Below are 18,133 nucleotides of genomic sequence, written 5' to 3' on the forward strand. Positions count from 1 at the left end.
GCGAGGCCATAGTGGGTAGAATAGTAGCAATTGCCAACCAGAAAGGTGGCGTAGGTAAAACAACAACTTGCATCAATTTAGCAGCATCAATGGCGGCAACAAAACGCAAGGTATTGGTTGTTGACCTCGATCCTCAAGGTAATGCCACTATGGCGAGTGGTGTCGACAAATATCAGGTTGAAGCCACCGCTTACGACCTGCTCGTAGAAGATACCCCATTTGATGAGGTTGTTTGTCGAAGGACATCCGGTCATTACGATCTCATCGCCGCCAATGGTGATGTCACGGCTGCTGAAATCAAGTTGATGGAAGTGTTTGCTCGTGAGGTTCGCCTTAAGAATGCATTGGCGTCAGTTCGTAATAACTATGATTTCATCTTTATCGATTGCCCCCCCTCTTTAAACCTTCTTACAATTAATGCGATGGCTGCGGCTGATTCCGTATTGGTTCCGATGCAATGTGAATATTTTGCTCTAGAAGGTTTAACCGCGTTGATGGATACCATCAGTAAGCTTGCTGCGGTAGTAAATGAAAATTTGAAGATCGAAGGTCTTCTCCGCACGATGTACGATCCTCGTAATCGCTTATCAAATGAAGTATCTGATCAACTCAAAAAACACTTCGGTAGCAAGGTTTATCGAACTGTGATCCCTAGAAATGTACGTCTGGCAGAAGCGCCGAGTCATGGCAAGCCAGCAATGTACTACGACAAATATTCCTCAGGTGCTAAGGCATACCTTGCTCTTGCAGGGGAAATGTTGCGTCGTGAAGAAGTACCCGTATAGGTCTAACCAAAGGAATTCACTCAATGTCTAAGCGTGGTTTAGGAATGGGGCTAGATGCATTACTTGCAACTAGCTCGTTGGCTCGTGAAAAACAGCAAGTTGCGTCTCAAAGTCAGGTTTTATCTGCTGATGGTGAGTTGACGGAACTGGTTGTTGGTTGTTTACAACCTGGTGTTTATCAACCACGTAGGGATATTGCGCCGGAAGCACTAGAAGAGCTGGCTGTATCCATTCAATCTCAAGGTATTATCCAGCCGATCGTTGTACGCCCTCTGGCACACGACCAGTTTGAGATTATCGCGGGTGAACGTCGCTGGAGAGCGGCCCGTCAAGCGGGCCTTAAGCGAGTGCCATGCTTAATCAAGAGGGTTGAAGACAAAGCGGCGATTGCGATGGCGTTGATCGAGAATATTCAGCGCGAAGACCTTAACGTTATCGAAGAAGCGCAAGCGCTAGAGCGCTTACAGAACGAATTTGAACTGACACACCAAAAGGTGGCTGAGGTGATTGGCAAGTCGCGAGCGACGGTCAGTAACTTATTACGTTTGAATCAGTTGGCTGACCCCGTTAAGGCTTTGGTGGTATCAAAACAGCTTGAGATGGGCCACGCTCGAGCACTGCTTGCCCTAGAAGGTGAGATTCAGGTTGATGCGGCCAACACTGCAGCAACTAAAAAAATGACGGTGCGTCAAACTGAACAACTTGTCAAAAAGTGTTTAAAACCAGAGGTTGAGAGCAAATTGAAGCCCGAGGACAAAGAATCCTTAGAGCTTTCTCGAAGACTCACTGAAAAGTTGCAAGCAAAAGTTTCAGTTATACGCTCTGTTAGTGGTAAGTCAAAAGTGACAATTTTACTTGATAAACCCGACGAATTAGAGCAACTTATTGCCAAATTGGTACATTAAATGAGATAATTGAGTCCGCTCAATCATGTAATAAAAATACAAATTATTTCAATAAATGTAGGTTTGTATACAAAAATGTAAATGATTGCTGTGTTGTTGTTGCAATCACTTTAGCTGAACGTATAATTTTTGCCAATTTCTCTGGTCACCTTGTATTGAGTGACCAAATGGGCTTAAAGAGGAACGAATACATGGTAACTGCGTTAGTAAGACCAGGACGAGTGCTTGCAAAGCAAATGTTATTGATCGAGCTTAGCGCGGTTATATTATTGGCGATAGGGTTAGGTTTAGCTGTTAATCCTGATTGGGGTTTTGCTGCATTAATTGGTGGTGGTATTTTTGTCATCGCGAATGTGGTTTTTTGTGTGTGCGCTTTCCTCTTTTGTGGAGCTCGTGCAACCAAGTTAGTGACGGCGTCGTTTTATGCAGGCGAAGTGCTAAAAATCTTAATCACAGTTCTACTATTCTCTATTGTCTACATGTATATGCAGGTGGAATTAATTCCCCTCAAACTGACCTATTTACTGGTTCTAGGTATTAATATCTTTGCGCCAGTGCTTTTCATTAACAATAAAAAAATAGGATGAGTTATGGCTGCGCCAACAGCATCCGGATACATTGCACACCATTTACAAAACCTTTCTTTAGCTAAGTTTGGTCTTGTAGAGGAGACAAGTTTCTGGAACGTACATATAGACAGTCTGTTTTTTTCTGTGTTGACAGGGGTGTTATTCCTTTGGGTTTTTCGCTCCGTCGCTAAGAAAGCAACAGTAGGTGTACCTGGTAAGCTTCAGTGTTTTGTTGAAATGGTAGTGGAATTCGTTGATGACAACGTTAAGGAAACTTTCCATGGACGCAACCCTCTGATTGCTCCATTAGCACTGACTATATTCTGCTGGATTATTTTAATGAACTTGATGGACTTAGTGCCTATCGATTTCTTACCATATCCTGCGGAGCATTGGCTAGGTATCCCTTACTTGAAAGTGGTTCCTTCAGCTGATGTTAATATAACCATGTCAATGGCCTTAGGTGTTTTTGCTCTGATGATCTACTACAGCATCAAAGTAAAAGGCTTAGGTGGATTCGCCAAAGAACTTGCTTTACATCCATTTAATCACCCAATCATGATTCCGTTTAACCTACTGATTGAAGTGGTATCGCTACTCGCGAAGCCTCTATCACTCGGTATGCGTCTATTCGGTAACATGTTCGCCGGTGAGGTTGTATTCATTCTTTGTGCGGCAATGCTACCGTGGTATTTACAATGGGTAGGTTCTCTACCTTGGGCTATCTTCCATATCTTGGTTATTTTGATTCAAGCATTTGTTTTCATGATGTTGACAATTGTTTATTTATCAATGGCCCATGAAGATGGCGATCACTAAAATTTTTAAGTTTTATTCTAACTATTAATGTTAATCGGAGAACGTAAATGGAAACTGTACTAAGTTTTTCAGCAATCGCTGTTGCTATTATTGTTGGTCTTTGTGCCTTAGGTACTGCAATTGGTTTTGCTATTCTTGGTGGTAAATTCCTAGAAGGCGCTGCGCGTCAACCTGAAATGGCTCCAATGCTACAAGTTAAGATGTTCATCATCGCTGGTCTACTGGATGCTGTTCCAATGATCGGTATCGTAATCGCACTACTATTCACGTTTGCTAACCCATTTGTTGGTCAACTAGCAGGCTAATTAACTGTTAATTAGTTAATTAAATTTTTGTAGTTGATTCTTAACGAGGGGTAGCTGTTGTGAATATGAACGCAACTCTGTTAGGTCAAGCAATTGCTTTTTCTATGTTTGTTTGGTTCTGCATGAAATATGTATGGCCACCAATCATGCAAGCAATTGAAGAGCGTCAGAAAAAAATTGCTGACGGTCTAGTAGCCGCTGAACGCGCTGCTAAAAACTTGGATCTAGCACAAGCCAACGCTTCTGACCAATTGAAAGAAGCGAAGCGCACCGCAACTGAGGTTATTGAACAGGCAAACAAACGCAAGGCTCAAATTATTGATGAAGCTCGCGAAGAGGCTCAGGCAGAACGCCAGAAAATCTTAGCGCAAGCGGAAGCAGAAATTGAAGCTGAGCGCACACGTGCCCGTGATGACCTGCGCAAACAAGTCGCAACTCTGGCAATTGCTGGTGCTGAGAAAATCCTTGAGCGTACAATCGATAAAGATGTACACGATGATCTTCTTAACAACATTACTGCAAAACTTTAAAGCAAGGGGCTGTATATGTCTGATTTGACTACAATCGCACGCCCCTATGCTAAAGCAGCGTTTGACTTTGCGGTAGAGAAAGGTGAGCTAGACCAATGGGGTCAGATGCTTACTTTTGCTGCCGAAGTGGCACAAAATGATGATGTTCACAATTTCTTAAGCAGTTCTCAAACTGCTGAAAAATTAGCTGAAGTATTCATTGTAATTTGTGGCGAACAATTTGATGAATTCGGCCAGAACTTGATAAAAGTAATGGCAGAGAATGGCCGCTTAATGGCTTTTCCTGATGTCTGTAAAGAGTTCTTATTGCTCAAACAAGAGCACGAGAAAGAGATCGACGTTGAAGTAACTTCAGCTGTTGCACTTTCTGAAGAACAACGCGCAGAGATCAGCAGCAAATTGGAACAGCGCTTAGCGCGCAAAGTTCAGCTGAATTGCAGTATAGATGAGACTCTACTTAGTGGAGTTATTATTCGAGCCGGAGACCTAGTCATCGATAACTCAGCGCGCAGTCGTTTAGACCGCCTGAGCGATGCATTGCAGTCTTAATGGGGATTGGAGCATGCAACTTAATTCCACTGAAATTAGCGATCTAATTAAACAACGTATTGAATCTTTCGACGTTGTTAGTGAAGCTCGCAATGAAGGTACTATCGTTTCGGTAAGCGATGGCATCCTTAGCATTCACGGCCTAGCGGACGTGATGCAAGGTGAAATGATTGAACTACCGGGTGGCCGTTACGCGCTAGCACTTAACTTGAACCGTGATTCGGTTGGTGCTGTTGTAATGGGCCCATATGCTGACCTACAGGAAGGCATGAAAGTTACAGGTACGGGTCGTATTCTAGAAGTACCAGTAGGTCCTGAAATGCTTGGTCGTGTGGTAAACACGCTAGGTGAGCCAATTGATGGTAAAGGTCCTATTGATGCGAAATTGACTTCGCCTGTAGAAATTATCGCACCAGGTGTAATCGACCGTAAATCGGTAGATCAACCTGTTCAAACTGGTTACAAGTCAGTTGACTCAATGATCCCTATCGGTCGTGGTCAACGTGAACTTATTATCGGTGACCGTCAGACTGGTAAAACAGCGATGGCGATCGATGCGATTATTAACCAAAAAAATTCTGGTATTTTCTCTATCTACGTTGCAATCGGCCAAAAAGCGTCGACTATTGCTAACGTAGTTCGCAAACTAGAAGAGCACGGCGCACTAGCAAACACTGTTGTTGTTGTTGCATCGGCTTCTGAATCTGCAGCGCTGCAATACCTTGCACCGTATGCTGGTTGTGCGATGGGTGAATACTTCCGTGATCGCGGTGAAGATGCACTGATTGTTTATGATGATCTATCTAAGCAAGCTGTTGCTTACCGTCAGATCTCACTATTGCTTAAGCGTCCACCAGGTCGTGAAGCGTTCCCAGGTGATGTTTTCTACCTTCACTCTCGTCTACTAGAGCGTGCTGCTCGTGTAAGCGAACACTACGTAGAAGAATTCACGAAAGGTGAAGTGAAAGGAAAGACTGGTTCTTTAACTGCTCTTCCTATCATCGAAACGCAAGCTGGTGACGTATCTGCATTCGTACCGACGAACGTAATCTCGATTACCGATGGTCAGATCTTCCTGCAAACTGAGCTATTCAACGCGGGCGTACGTCCAGCGGTTGACCCTGGTATCTCAGTATCTCGTGTAGGTGGTTCAGCGCAGACTAAAATCATCAAGAAACTATCTGGCGGTATCCGTACAGCTCTAGCTCAATACCGTGAACTTGCAGCATTTGCACAGTTCTCATCGGATCTTGATGACGCGACTAAGAAGCAGCTAGACCATGGTCAAAAAGTAACAGAACTGATGAAGCAGAAACAATATGCTCCGATGTCTGTATTTGACCAATCTGTTGTCGTTTTCGCAGCAGAGCGTGGATACCTTCAAGACGTAGAGCTTTCTAAAGTTCTAGATTTTGAAGCAGCTTTACTGTCGTTTGCTCGTAGTCAATATGCAGATCTAGCGACACAGATCGACACAACGGGTGTTTACAACAATGATATCGAAGCCGAGCTGAAGAAGCTTGTTGACGATTTCAAAGCAACCCAGACCTGGTAATTGGTGGGTGGCCTTAGGGTCACCTCATACCATTAACGGAGAGTAACGATGGCCGGCGCAAAAGAGATACGTAATAAAATCGGTAGTGTTAAAAGCACACAGAAGATTACGAAAGCAATGGAAATGGTAGCAGCTTCAAAAATGCGTCGTTCTCAAGACGCTATGGAGGCTACTCGTCCATATGCAGAAACAATGCGTAAAGTGATCGGTCATTTGGCTAACGGCAGCCTTGAGTATAAGCATCCTTATCTTGAGGAACGTGAAGCCAAACGTGTTGGTTACATCATCGTTTCTACAGACCGTGGTCTTTGTGGTGGTTTGAACATTAACTTGTTCAAGAAAGCCATGAATGACATGCAAGAGTGGTCTGGTAAAGGTGCTGATGTTGAGCTTGCAATTGTAGGTTCAAAAGCAACAGCATTTTTCAACAACAGCGGCGCGAAAGTAGCAGCTCAAGTTTCTGGCCTAGGCGATAGCCCAAGCCTTGAGGACTTAATCGGCTCTGTAAGCGTAATGCTGAAGAAATATGATGAAGGTGAATTAGATCGCCTGTACGTAGTGTTCAACAAGTTTGAAAACACTATGGTACAAGAACCAACGATCGATCAATTACTTCCTTTGCCGAAATCGGATAGCGAAGACATGCAGCGCGATCATGCTTGGGACTACATTTATGAGCCTGAGCCAAAACTACTACTAGATGCACTATTGGTTCGTTATGTCGAATCTCAAGTGTATCAAGGTGTGGTAGAGAACCTTGCTTGTGAGCAAGCGGCTCGAATGATTGCAATGAAAGCTGCAACCGACAACGCTCATGACCTAATCGAAGATTTAGAGCTTGTGTACAACAAGGCGCGTCAAGCGGCTATTACACAAGAACTTTCTGAAATCGTTTCAGGCGCAGCAGCGGTTTAATCGCTTATTCATTTTAAGCTTAGGTAAAACTAAATAGTTAGAGGATTAACGATGGCTACAGGTAAGATCGTACAGATCATCGGTGCGGTAGTCGACGTAGAGTTCCCACAGGGCGAAGTACCTCGTGTATACGATGCTCTGAATGTTAATGAAGTGAAAGAGCGTCTAGTTCTTGAAGTTCAGCAACAACTTGGCGGTGGCGTAGTTCGCGCAATCGTAATGGGTAGCTCTGATGGTTTACGTCGTGGTTTGACAGTAGAAAATACTGGCGCTCCAATCTCAGTACCAGTTGGTACTCAGACCTTAGGTCGAATCATGAACGTTCTAGGTGACGCGATTGATGAGTGTGGTGAAATCGGTGCAGAAGAGCACTACGCAATTCACCGTCAAGCTCCAAGCTACGAAGAACAGTCTAACGAGACAGCTCTTCTAGAGACGGGTGTTAAGGTAATTGACTTGGTTTGTCCATTCGCTAAGGGTGGTAAAATCGGTCTATTCGGTGGTGCTGGTGTAGGTAAGACCGTTAACATGATGGAACTTATCAACAACATCGCACTTCAACACTCTGGCCTATCTGTATTTGCAGGTGTAGGTGAGCGTACTCGTGAAGGTAACGATTTCTACTTTGAGATGCAGGAAGCGGGTGTTGTAAACATCGAAAAACCTGAAGAATCAAAAGTAGCAATGGTTTACGGTCAGATGAACGAGCCACCAGGTAACCGTCTACGTGTTGCACTGACTGGTCTAACAATGGCAGAGCGCTTCCGTGACGAAGGTCGTGACGTACTACTGTTCATTGATAACATTTACCGTTACACGCTTGCAGGTACTGAGGTATCAGCACTTCTAGGTCGTATGCCTTCTGCGGTAGGTTACCAACCTACGCTTGCTGAAGAAATGGGTGTTCTACAAGAGCGTATCACGTCAACGAAAGCAGGTTCTATCACGTCTGTACAGGCGGTATACGTACCAGCGGATGACTTGACTGACCCGTCTCCAGCAACAACGTTCGCGCACTTGGATGCAACGGTTGTACTTAACCGTAACATCGCAGCAATGGGTTTATACCCAGCGATCGACCCGCTAGATTCTACTTCTCGCCAACTGGATCCATTGGTTGTTGGACAAGAGCACTACGACACAGCTCGTGGCGTTCAGTCTACACTTCAGCGCTATAAAGAGCTGAAAGATATCATTGCTATCCTAGGTATGGACGAGCTATCTGAAGAAGATAAGCAAGTAGTATCTCGTGCTCGTAAGATTGAGAAGTTCCTTACTCAGCCTTACCACGTAGCGGAAGTATTTACTGGTGACCCAGGTGTTTACGTACCTCTTAAAGAGACTCTACGTGGCTTCCAAGGTCTACTATCTGGTGAATACGATGACATTCCAGAGCAAGCGTTCATGTACTGCGGTACTATCGACGATGCTATTGAGAATGCTAAGAAGCTATAAGGCTAACTAGGAGGCGATATGGCAGCAATAACCTTTCACCTAGACGTAGTGAGTGCAGAGAAAAAACTTTTCTCTGGTCTTGTTGAAACGTTTCAGGTGACCGGTAGTGAGGGTGAACTTGGTATTTTCCATGGTCACTGTCCACTGCTGACCGCTATCAAGCCTGGCATGGTGCGTATTGTTAAGCAGCACGGCCACGAAGAAATCATTTATGTTTCTGGTGGTATGGTAGAAGTTCAGCCTGGTACAGCAACTGTACTGGCTGATACGGCTATCCGTGGTGAAGAGCTAGACGCAGCAAAGGCGGAAGAAGCTAAGCGCAAGGCTGTGGAGAATATCCAAAATCAGCATGGCGACATAGACTTCGCACAAGCGGCCGGTGAACTGGCTAAAGCCATTGCTCAGTTACGAGTTATCGAACTGACAAAGCAGCGCCGTTAATCTTTTATAAGATGATTGGCTCTGAGATAAAGGCGACCTAAGGGTCGCCTTTTTGCATATTTGGATGACCAAAAACGTTTCTCTAATTTATCCGTATTGGTTAAGTGGTTAAATAGCTGCTGATTTTAGTTATTTGTCAAAAACGGTTACAATGACTGCTTAATAAAAATAACGTTGGATAGGTTTACAATGAAGTTTAGTGCAGTAATTCTCGCGGCGGGCAAAGGTACTCGCATGTATTCTAATATGCCAAAGGTTCTGCATACGCTTGCGGGCAAGCCTATGGTGAAGCATGTTATCGATACCTGTAATGGTCTAGGCGCTCAAAACATCAATCTGGTTTACGGCCACGCTGGTGATCAGATGAAGGCAACCTTAGCTGAAGAATCGGTTAATTGGGCGCTGCAAGCGGAGCAGCTAGGCACCGGCCACGCAGTGGATCAGGCCTCTGCGCATTTTGCTGATGATGAAAAAGTATTGGTGCTATACGGTGATGTGCCACTGATCTCTCCTGAAACCATTGAAAACCTATTGGATGCTCAACCAAACGGTGGCATTGCACTGCTTACAGTCGTGTTAGACAACCCTATGGGGTACGGTCGCATTATTCGTCGTAATGGCCCAGTTGTGGCTATCGTTGAACAAAAAGATGCCACCGATGAGCAGAAGCTTATCAAAGAGATCAATACTGGCGTTATGGTGGCGACGGGCGGCGATCTCAAGCGTTGGTTATCCGGCCTAAGCAACGACAACGCACAAGGTGAATACTACCTGACTGACGTTATCGCAGCTGCTCACGATGAAGGTCGTGCCGTTGAAGCCGTACACCCAGTCAGCCCAATTGAAGTGGAAGGCGTTAACGATCGTTCACAACTGGCTCGCCTAGAGCGCGCTTACCAAGCTGGGCAAGCTGACAAGCTATTGAAGCAGGGCGTTATGCTACGCGATCCAAGTCGCTTTGATCTGCGCGGCGAGCTTCAGTGCGGTATGGATGTTGAGATTGATACCAACGTTATCATCGAAGGCAGCGTAAGCATTGGCGATAACGTGGTTATCGGCACGGGCTGTGTATTGAAAGACTGTGAGATTGACGACAACACCATCGTTCGTCCATACAGCGTAATTGAAGGGGCGACCGTTGGTGAAGACTGTACTGTTGGTCCTTTCACTCGTCTACGCCCGGGTGCGGATATGCGTAACAATTCGCACGTCGGCAACTTTGTTGAAGTGAAGAACACTTGCCTTGGTGAAGGCTCTAAAGCCAACCACCTGACTTATCTTGGTGATGCTGAAATTGGTCAGCGCGTAAACGTGGGTGCGGGTGCAATTACTTGTAACTACGATGGGGCGAATAAGTTTAAGACCATCATTGGTGATGACGTGTTTGTAGGCTCAGACAGTCAACTGATAGCACCTGTTACTATTGGTAATGGTGCGACGTTGGGTGCTGGCTCTACAGTTACACGTGATGTATCGGAAAATGAGCTGGTTATCAGCCGAGCTAAAGAGCGTAAGATCGCAGACTGGAAACGTCCGACGAAGAAGTAACCTTTCGCTACCAGCTAGTAAAATCTAATTCCAATCAAAGCCAGTAACGCAAGTTACTGGCTTTTTTGTCAGAATTTACTGACAGCTAAAGAATAGATTTGCCAATTGCATTTTGTTGGAGGATTGTTAGTATTCAGGTTACAGTTCGGTAAGTTTGGGTTAATGCATCGTGATATTGGTTGAAAAGAAATGGCAAACATTGCCGATCATTATTTTGTCTTTTTCAATGTTAATAGGTCTCTATGGCTTTTATGTCACCTTGGAAAAGTTAGTGGTGGAGAATGAGCGCGATCATCTTGTTTCTTTGATGTCCGATGTTATCTATGAAATTCGTGAAGACAGTGAGTTATTTACGACTGGCGTGGATGTTGATCACTATATTGGAGGGTTAACTCAAGCCAATACTCGCCTTCGAATTCAAGTGATCAATACCGATGGGGTAGTGATAGGGGATACGGACTTATCTGAGCATGCATTGGCGAGAGTGGAAAACCACGCTAACCGCCCCGAATTCCAACAAGCGCTTCAGCAAGGTATTGGCAGTGATGTCCGTTTTAGTACCGTGACCTCCATAGACCGAATCTATTATTCAATGAAAGAGAGCGTTAACGGGCAAGATTTCGTTGTCGTGATCTCCTCACCAATGCATCAATTGAAACAGATGAACTTCCAATTAATGGGAATACTGGTAGGCATGGTCGTGCTGAGCTTAAGTTTCTTGATTGGCACCTCTTACGTGAGCAATCGCCAAATCGTTCATCGAGTGGAAGAGGAGCAAAAGAAGCAGGATGAACGCATTCGCCAAAGAACCCATGAAATTGAGCTGATGCATCGCCTTGCGACTATGCTGGCCGCGTGCAGCAACATGGTTGAGGCGCAGCAGATCGTTTCAGATATATTACCGCGTATTCTTGGTCAGGTGAATGGCAGTGTCTCTCTGATACGCGCCTCGCGTAACCAGTTGGTTACCCAGCTTGATTGGGGAGAAACATGGCCAGGCAGTGTAAGCTTTGCTCCGGAAGAGTGCTGGTCGCTTCGCAAAGGGCGTGCCCACCTATCGAATAATGATTTTCATTCTCTTACTTGTGGTCACATGCACGAAATGGACAACAATCAAACCTTGTGTATTCCACTGACAGCACACGGCAATACCATTGGTATTATGCACCTCTACTTTGGTCAAGGTGATATCAAGATTGACCCGATTATTGAACAGTTGGCTTTTAGTGTTTCGGAGCACTTGGGGCTCGCTTTGGCCAACCTCAGCTTGCAAGAGAAACTGCGTTCTCAAGCATTGAGCGATCCACTGACTGGCTTATTCAACCGTCGCTTCTTCGAGCAGAAGCTGGAAGAGCACTCAATGAATTCTGCCACCAGCGAACAACCATTGTCGTTGTTGATGCTCGATCTCGATCACTTCAAGCGCTTTAATGACAATTTTGGTCATGATGCGGGTGATTTCGTATTGAAAGAGATCAGTGCGCTACTTAAACAAAGTGTGAGTGAAGATGAGATTGCTTGTCGATTGGGTGGTGAAGAGTTAGCTTTGCTGCTTCCGCATTACACCATGCAGCAAGCGACTGAGTTTGGACAAATCTTGTGTGATGCTGTGCGTTCTATGCACCTTGAACACAAAGGCCTATCATTAGGTCAGCTTGGAGTTTCAATTGGTGTGGCGACCTATCCTAAGCCAGCCTCTGATACCGAATCTCTGGTTAAGATGGCTGACAACGCACTCTATATGGCCAAAGACATGGGTCGTAGCCGAGTGGTTAACTATGATGAATACAGCCGCCAGAAAGCGCCTGCGCTAGAAGTGGTCGATGGTGAAGTCGCTGCGAAATAAGTAGAAGTAAAATTTAGATAGAAAAAAGAGCGAGTAATCTCGCTCTTTTTTGTTTCCGTAAATGAGGAACTAGTCTTGTTTCTCGTCAGCGACTACTCGAGAGTTATCTGGTGTCGCGAAATGCTCAGACAGCTCCTTGTTCGAAACAATGTAGCCAACCCACAATGCGGCCAAACAAATCACAACCGCGATGCCTGTTGCGCTTAGTGCTTGGCTCGCCATTGCAGCTACCAATGCGCTTGATAGGCCACTGATGCTGATTTGCAGACTGTTCTGTAGGCCTGCCGCTGTTGCAGGGCTTTGCTTCGCACTTGATAGGGCACGGTTTACGACGATTGGGTACAGTGCGCCATTTGCTACAGCAATCAAACAGAAAGGTGCTAGTAGAGGCCAGATTGATGTCAGTTCCCACTGTGATGCGATGAAGATAAGCATTGCAGCAACGCTGAATAAACCAATTAGATTTCTTAGTACTACGCTATCGCCATATTTCTTCACTGCTTGCTTACCGAAGTAACCACCTGCCATGAATGCGATAGTTTGTGGGATAAAGCTTAAGCCGATGTCTTTTGCTTCATAGCCTAGCTGAGCCATGATCTCTGGCATACCGGTTAGGTAAGCGAAGAACGCCGCTGAAGCCGATGCAAACATCAATACATTGCCCATGTAAGGCTTTGATTTAAGAAGTGTCTTAATGTCTGTTTTGATAGATGTTTGTTTTACTTCTGGCGCTTCCTTCGGTTGAGCCATCGTGGTTGCTACCAGCAGTGTACCCATCAGCGTTAACGTGATGAAGATGCTGTGCCAGCCGAAGTTGTCAGCCAGTAGAACACCAAGTTGAGGTGCCAATGCTGGAGAGAGCGCTACCAAAGGCATGATGGTTGCAAAAATTTGTTGGCTGCTGCTTTGAGAGTAACGCTTAATCACCATTGCTTGCCAAATTACCGCAGGTGCACATACACCGATTGCTTGAATGAAGCGCAGTGTCAGTAGGTGCCATACCTCGGTGCTGAATGCCAAGCCGAATGAAGCTGCCGTAAAGATAACAAGACCAACTGCTAGTGTATTTCGGTGGCCGTATTTATCACTCGCCAGACCCCAAAGAAGCTGACCCATAGCCATACCACCAAGGAACACAGTAAGAGATAGGGCGATCTGCTCAGGACCGGTTGCGAAATCGATTTCCATCGCCTTAAATGCAGGAAGGTACATATCGGTCGCAATAAAACCAAGCATTGAAAGTACTGCAAGGTAGACCAATTGAAATTTAGAAATATTCATAAGATGCCATTAAGCTAAAAGTAGTGATGCATTTATCATCAAAAAAATTGTTTGATAGACAGAAGTGAAAGCCCCTGTTTATTTATGCTGACATTCTATTTTTCAGACCTGATAAAATAAAACGCTAAAATATGTGGTTATCAATCAAAAAATTTGAAGGCTTATGTTCTCTAAATCCTCTTTAGAAATGCTCGATACGGTTGCTCGCCTAGGTAGTTTTACGGCTGCTGCGGAGCAATTGCATAAAGTACCATCAGCGATCAGCTATGGTGTTAGGCAGGTCGAACAAGAACTGGATGTATTACTTTTCAGACGTTTACCGAGAAAGGTTGAGCTGACGCCTGCAGGTGAACTGTTCATTGAAGAGGCGCGTGCTCTGCTCAGGCAAATGGAAGAGGTCAGCGCCCAGACGCGACGCGCTGCTCGTGGTTGGAAGAAAACCTTGAGGTTAACGCTCGATAACGTGGTGAAGCTCGACAAGATGAAACCGATGATTGAAGAGTTCTACCAAACGTTTGAGTTTGCAGAACTTCAGATCAACATGGAGGTGTTCAACGGCTCTTGGGAGGCCATTGCACAGGGTCGGGCGGACATCGTGATTGGTGCTACTTCCGCGATTCCAGTCGGTGGTGACTTTGAGGTGAAAGACATGGGACGCTTAGATTGGGCGTTTGTGATGTCGCCAAGTCACCCGTGTGTGCGAGAGCAAAGCCTCAATGAAGAGTTTGTGAGTCAGTTTCCAGCAATCTGTTTGGATGATACCTCTAGCGTGCTACCTAAACGCCACACTGGGCACTATGGTAATCAAAGACGGCTATTGTTACCCAACTGGCACAGTGCGATTGAGTGTCTCAAAAATGGTGTTGGAGTGGGCTACATGCCAAGACATATCGCCGCGCCTATTATCAAGCAAGGCTTGCTGGTGGAGAAAATCTTGCCTGAGCCTAGCCCACAGAGTCATTGTTGTCTGGTGTGGCGAAAAGACGATAATCATAAATTGATCGAATGGATGGTGAAATACCTAGGATCGAGCGAGCAACTTTATCAGGACTGGTTGGATCATCGCGAAGCGATCGAGTGATCTCTTTATTGGATGATCCTTTTCAAGTTTGAGCCAAATCTTCACCGATAAAAAAGAGCGAGTATTCACTCGCTCTTTTGGGGTTGATATTCAATCTACAGGTCTATTGCTTAAGACAAGAAGAACTTGTAAGAAGGGTTATCGGTTTCATCTTTGCATTGATAACCTAGCTCTCTGAGGTGAGATGAGAACTGCGCCAAATCATCATCACCAAGTTCAAAGCCACACAGTACTCGGCCGTAATCGGCACCGTGGTTGCGATAGTTGAACAAGCTGATGTTCCAGTGAGTGCCTAAGGTATCAAGGAACTTAATCAGTGCCCCTGGGTACTCTGGAAACTCAAAGCTGTATAGACGCTCTTTCAATGGCTTCGCTGGTCTACCGCCAATCATGTAGCGAATGTGCAGTTTGGCCATCTCATCATCAGAGAGATCAACAACCGGATAGTCATCTTGGCGTAGGTCATTGATGATGTGGTCGAGCTCTTCCTGCCCGTTTTGCAAACGCACACCCACGAAGATATTGGCAAGACTTTCATCATTGTGGCGGTAGTTAAACTCCGTCACCGCTCGGCCGCCAATCAGGTTACAAAATTCCAAGAACGCACCTTGTCGCTCTGGAATGGTCACTGCCAGCAAACCTTCGCGCTTCTCACCCAGCTCACAACGTTCAGAGACATAACGCAAACCGTGGAAGTTAGTGTTCGCGCCCGACAATACCGTCGCCAATTGCTTGTCTTGCAGTTGATTCTGCTCGGCAAACTTCTTTAAACCAGCGAGAGCCAGCGCCCCTGAAGGTTCAGCAATCGCGCGCGTGTCTTCAAAGATGTCTTTGACTGCCGCACAGATCTCATCGCTAGACACCGCAATATGGCCATCAATGTACTGTTGGCATAGGCGGAATGTCTCTTCACCAATGCGTTTAACGGCTACGCCATCAGCAAACATGCTGACCTGATCAAGCACCACGGGCTCACCCGCATCGAGTGCCGCTTTCAAGCAAGCTGACTCTTCCGGCTCTACCGCAATGACCTTAATCTCTGGCATCAGCTGTTTAACTAACACAGCAACACCAGCGGCCAAGCCACCACCACCAACAGGCACAAAGATGTAATCCATGTGGCCATTCTGCTGAAGCATCTCCATGCCCATTGTGCCTTGCCCTGCGATCACCAGCGGGTGATCGAAAGGAGGCACAAAGGTGTAGCCGTGTTCAGCTGAAAGGCGTTCAGCCTCTGCCTTAGCCTCATCAAAGTTGCTGCCGTGCAAAACGACGTTACCGCCAAAGCCACGTACCGCATCAACCTTTATGTCCGGTGTGGTTTTTGGCATCACGATCGTGGTTTGAATGCCTAGCTTAGCACCAGACAGCGCCATGCCTTGAGCGTGGTTCCCCGCTGATGCTGTAATCACCCCTGCGGCTTTTTGCTGATCAGAAAGGCTTGATACCATGTTGTAGGCACCGCGCAGCTTAAATGAGTGCACCGGCTGACGGTCTTCTCGTTTAAGCTGCACCTGATTGCCAATACGCGTGCTTAAACGCGGCATCTCTTGGAGAGGGGTCACGATTGCCGCTTCGTAAACCGGCGCTCTCAGGATCTGACGCAGATAATCTGCGCCAGTTTGTTGGTGGAGGCTGACCGTGTCATCACTCATAGTTAGCCCTCAAGCTTAGACTTATCACGCACTGCGCCTTTGTCGGCACTGGTTGCCATGCTTGCATAAGCTTTCAGTGCAAATGACACTTCACGTTGACGGTTTTCTGGTTTCCAGCCCAGTGCATCTTGTTTTTCACGACGTGCTGCCAGTTCATCTTCAGCAACATCCAGTGTGATTGAGCGGCTCGGGATATCGATAGTGATGATATCGCCAGTGTTCACCAGGCCAATCACACCGCCACTCGCAGCTTCTGGAGAGACGTGACCGATAGACAGACCTGATGTACCACCAGAGAAACGGCCATCGGTTAGCAGTGCACAAGACTTGCCTAGCCCCATCGATTTTAGGTAAGTGGTTGGGTAGAGCATCTCTTGCATACCCGGTCCGCCTTTAGGACCTTCGTAACGAATAATAACCACTTCGCCTGCTTTCACTTTGCCACCTAAGATGCCATCAACAGCGCTATCTTGGCTTTCGAATACGATAGCTGGGCCTTGGAATTTAAGGTTTTCTTCATCAACACCCGCAGTCTTAACGATACAACCATCGACCGCGATGTTGCCTGACAGTACCGCTAGGCCACCTTCTTGGCTGAATGCATTCTCTTTGGTGCGAATACACCCCTCTTTGCGGTCATCATCAAGGCGGTCCCAACGGCAATCCTGAGAGAAGGCCTTAGTGGTGCGAATACCCGCAGGACCTGCGCGGAAGAATTTAAGCACTGCCTCGTCTTCGGTCTGCATGATGTCGTACTGAGCAAGCTGCTCTTGCATGGTAAGACCAAGTACAGTGCGAGTTTGGTTGTTGAGTAGGCCGGCACGATCAAGCTCACCTAGGATCGCCATGACGCCACCAGCACGGTGCACATCTTCCATGTGGTAGATAGGCGTTGAAGGGGCCACCTTACAGAGGTGCGGGACACGGCGAGACATCTCGTCGATATCAGTCATGTCAAAGTTAACGTTACCTTCTTGAGCTGCTGCCAGTAGATGAAGAACGGTATTACTTGAGCCACCCATCGCGATGTCGAGTGCCATCGCGTTTTCGAATGCTGCGCGGTCGGCAATATTGCGCGGCAGTGCCGATTCGTCATCTTGCTCGTAGTAACGCTTCGTCAGTTCAACGATGCGCTTACCAGCATTGATGAACAGTGCTTCACGGTCTGCGTGGGTAGCCAGCATCGAGCCGTTACCTGGCTGAGATAGGCCAAGTGCCTCGGTTAGACAGTTCATTGAGTTGGCGGTGAACATACCAGAGCACGAACCACATGTTGGACATGCAGAGCGTTCTACTTGCTCACTTTGCTCATCTGAAACAGTCGGATCGGCACCTTGAACCATAGCATCAACCAAGTCGAGCTTGATGATTTGATCGGAAAGCTTGGTTTTACCTGCTTCCATTGGACCGCCAGAGACAAAGATCACAGGGATATTAAGACGCATTGCTGCCATCATCATTCCCGGAGTGATTTTGTCACAGTTCGAGATACACACCATCGCATCGGCGCAGTGTGCATTGACCATGTATTCGACTGAATCTGCGATAAGCTCACGTGATGGTAGTGAGTACAGCATGCCGCCGTGGCCCATTGCGATACCGTCATCCACCGCGATGGTGTTGAATTCTTTTGCGATACCGCCCGCTTTCTCGATTTCACCCGCAACCAATTGCCCCATGTCTTTAAGATGGACGTGGCCAGGTACAAATTGAGTGAAAGAGTTCACAACCGCGATGATCGGTTTACCGAAATCATCCTCTTTAACGCCAGTTGCACGCCATAAAGCGCGCGCACCAGCCATGTTGCGTCCGTGGGTAGTCGTTGCTGAACGATAGATTGGCATTGCTAGAATCCTTATAAAATATTGGGCTGTTGCTACTTATTTGTTGGTGT

The 18,133-nt window shown here is 46.4% G+C and carries 17 protein-coding genes; 14 read left to right on the plus strand and 3 right to left on the minus strand.

From position 1 onward, the window contains the following. The first annotated feature begins 11 nt into the window (after positions 1-11). The 13 genes from Q1A70_RS05495 to Q1A70_RS05555 all read left to right on the plus strand — a co-directional run bounded on the left by Q1A70_RS05495 (position 12) and on the right by Q1A70_RS05555 (position 12,222). Positions 12-785 carry a ParA family protein gene (locus tag Q1A70_RS05495; protein ID WP_299687685.1) on the plus strand — a complete coding sequence of 258 codons (774 nt, stop codon included), beginning with the start codon at positions 12-14 and terminating at the stop codon, positions 783-785. A gap of 23 nt (positions 786-808) precedes the next feature. Further along, positions 809-1,690, plus strand: coding sequence for a ParB/RepB/Spo0J family partition protein (locus tag Q1A70_RS05500; RefSeq protein WP_299687682.1), 882 nt, complete (start codon positions 809-811; stop codon positions 1,688-1,690). Positions 1,691-1,881: 191 nt separating this feature from the next. After that, positions 1,882-2,277, plus strand: a complete 396-nt coding sequence (locus tag Q1A70_RS05505) for a F0F1 ATP synthase subunit I (RefSeq protein WP_299687679.1) — start codon at positions 1,882-1,884, stop codon at positions 2,275-2,277. Positions 2,278-2,280: 3 nt separating this feature from the next. Further along, positions 2,281-3,078: a F0F1 ATP synthase subunit A gene (atpB, locus tag Q1A70_RS05510; RefSeq protein WP_299687676.1), complete on the plus strand. Its 798-nt coding sequence runs from the start codon at positions 2,281-2,283 to the stop codon at positions 3,076-3,078. Between the two features lie 47 nt (positions 3,079-3,125). After that, the gene (atpE, locus tag Q1A70_RS05515) at positions 3,126-3,383 is read left to right on the plus strand and encodes a F0F1 ATP synthase subunit C (RefSeq protein WP_299687673.1); all 258 of its coding nucleotides are present in this window, start codon (positions 3,126-3,128) and stop codon (positions 3,381-3,383) included. Between the two features lie 59 nt (positions 3,384-3,442). Next, complete coding sequence (gene atpF / locus Q1A70_RS05520; protein ID WP_032545592.1) at positions 3,443-3,913, plus strand: F0F1 ATP synthase subunit B; 471 nt, start codon at positions 3,443-3,445, stop codon at positions 3,911-3,913. Between the two features lie 15 nt (positions 3,914-3,928). After that, positions 3,929-4,462: a F0F1 ATP synthase subunit delta gene (atpH, locus tag Q1A70_RS05525; protein WP_299687666.1), complete on the plus strand. Its 534-nt coding sequence runs from the start codon at positions 3,929-3,931 to the stop codon at positions 4,460-4,462. A 13-nt stretch (positions 4,463-4,475) separates the two neighbouring features. Beyond that, positions 4,476-6,017 carry a F0F1 ATP synthase subunit alpha gene (gene atpA / locus Q1A70_RS05530; protein ID WP_299687663.1) on the plus strand — a complete coding sequence of 514 codons (1,542 nt, stop codon included), beginning with the start codon at positions 4,476-4,478 and terminating at the stop codon, positions 6,015-6,017. Positions 6,018-6,065: 48 nt separating this feature from the next. Further along, a complete protein-coding gene (gene atpG, locus Q1A70_RS05535) occupies positions 6,066-6,932 on the plus strand; it encodes a F0F1 ATP synthase subunit gamma (protein WP_299687659.1) in 867 nt (288 codons plus the stop codon). Between the two features lie 51 nt (positions 6,933-6,983). Beyond that, entirely contained in the window at positions 6,984-8,387 is a 1,404-nt protein-coding gene (atpD, locus tag Q1A70_RS05540; RefSeq protein WP_299687656.1) for a F0F1 ATP synthase subunit beta, read from the plus strand. Between the two features lie 18 nt (positions 8,388-8,405). Next, positions 8,406-8,828, plus strand: a complete 423-nt coding sequence (locus tag Q1A70_RS05545; protein WP_017069564.1) for a F0F1 ATP synthase subunit epsilon — start codon at positions 8,406-8,408, stop codon at positions 8,826-8,828. Between the two features lie 189 nt (positions 8,829-9,017). Then, positions 9,018-10,376 (plus strand): bifunctional UDP-N-acetylglucosamine diphosphorylase/glucosamine-1-phosphate N-acetyltransferase GlmU, encoded by a 1,359-nt coding sequence (gene glmU / locus Q1A70_RS05550; RefSeq protein ID WP_299687652.1) that lies wholly within the window; start codon positions 9,018-9,020, stop codon positions 10,374-10,376. A 226-nt stretch (positions 10,377-10,602) separates the two neighbouring features. Continuing rightward, positions 10,603-12,222, plus strand: coding sequence for a sensor domain-containing diguanylate cyclase (locus Q1A70_RS05555; protein WP_299687778.1), 1,620 nt, complete (start codon positions 10,603-10,605; stop codon positions 12,220-12,222). A gap of 69 nt (positions 12,223-12,291) precedes the next feature. On the opposite strand, the gene punC is transcribed toward Q1A70_RS05555, so the two are convergent. Continuing rightward, on the minus strand, positions 12,292-13,503 hold the full coding sequence (punC, locus tag Q1A70_RS05560; RefSeq protein ID WP_299687649.1) for a purine nucleoside transporter PunC: 1,212 nt from the start codon (positions 13,501-13,503) through the stop codon (positions 12,292-12,294). A 163-nt stretch (positions 13,504-13,666) separates the two neighbouring features. Here punC and punR point away from each other — a divergent pair, with 163 nt between their 5' ends. Continuing rightward, positions 13,667-14,584, plus strand: a complete 918-nt coding sequence (gene punR, locus Q1A70_RS05565; protein ID WP_299687646.1) for a DNA-binding transcriptional activator PunR — start codon at positions 13,667-13,669, stop codon at positions 14,582-14,584. A 110-nt stretch (positions 14,585-14,694) separates the two neighbouring features. Here the strand turns inward: punR and ilvA are convergent, their stop codons facing one another. Together ilvA and ilvD are read right to left on the minus strand one after the other, a co-directional pair. After that, entirely contained in the window at positions 14,695-16,239 is a 1,545-nt protein-coding gene (gene ilvA / locus Q1A70_RS05570) for a threonine ammonia-lyase, biosynthetic (protein ID WP_299687643.1), read from the minus strand. A gap of 2 nt (positions 16,240-16,241) precedes the next feature. After that, the gene (gene ilvD, locus Q1A70_RS05575; protein WP_299687640.1) at positions 16,242-18,083 is read right to left on the minus strand and encodes a dihydroxy-acid dehydratase; all 1,842 of its coding nucleotides are present in this window, start codon (positions 18,081-18,083) and stop codon (positions 16,242-16,244) included. Positions 18,084-18,133 lie beyond the last annotated feature (50 nt).

Origin of the sequence: uncultured Vibrio sp. (assembly GCF_947488985.1) — a bacterium.
GTDB lineage: Bacteria > Pseudomonadota > Gammaproteobacteria > Enterobacterales > Vibrionaceae > Vibrio.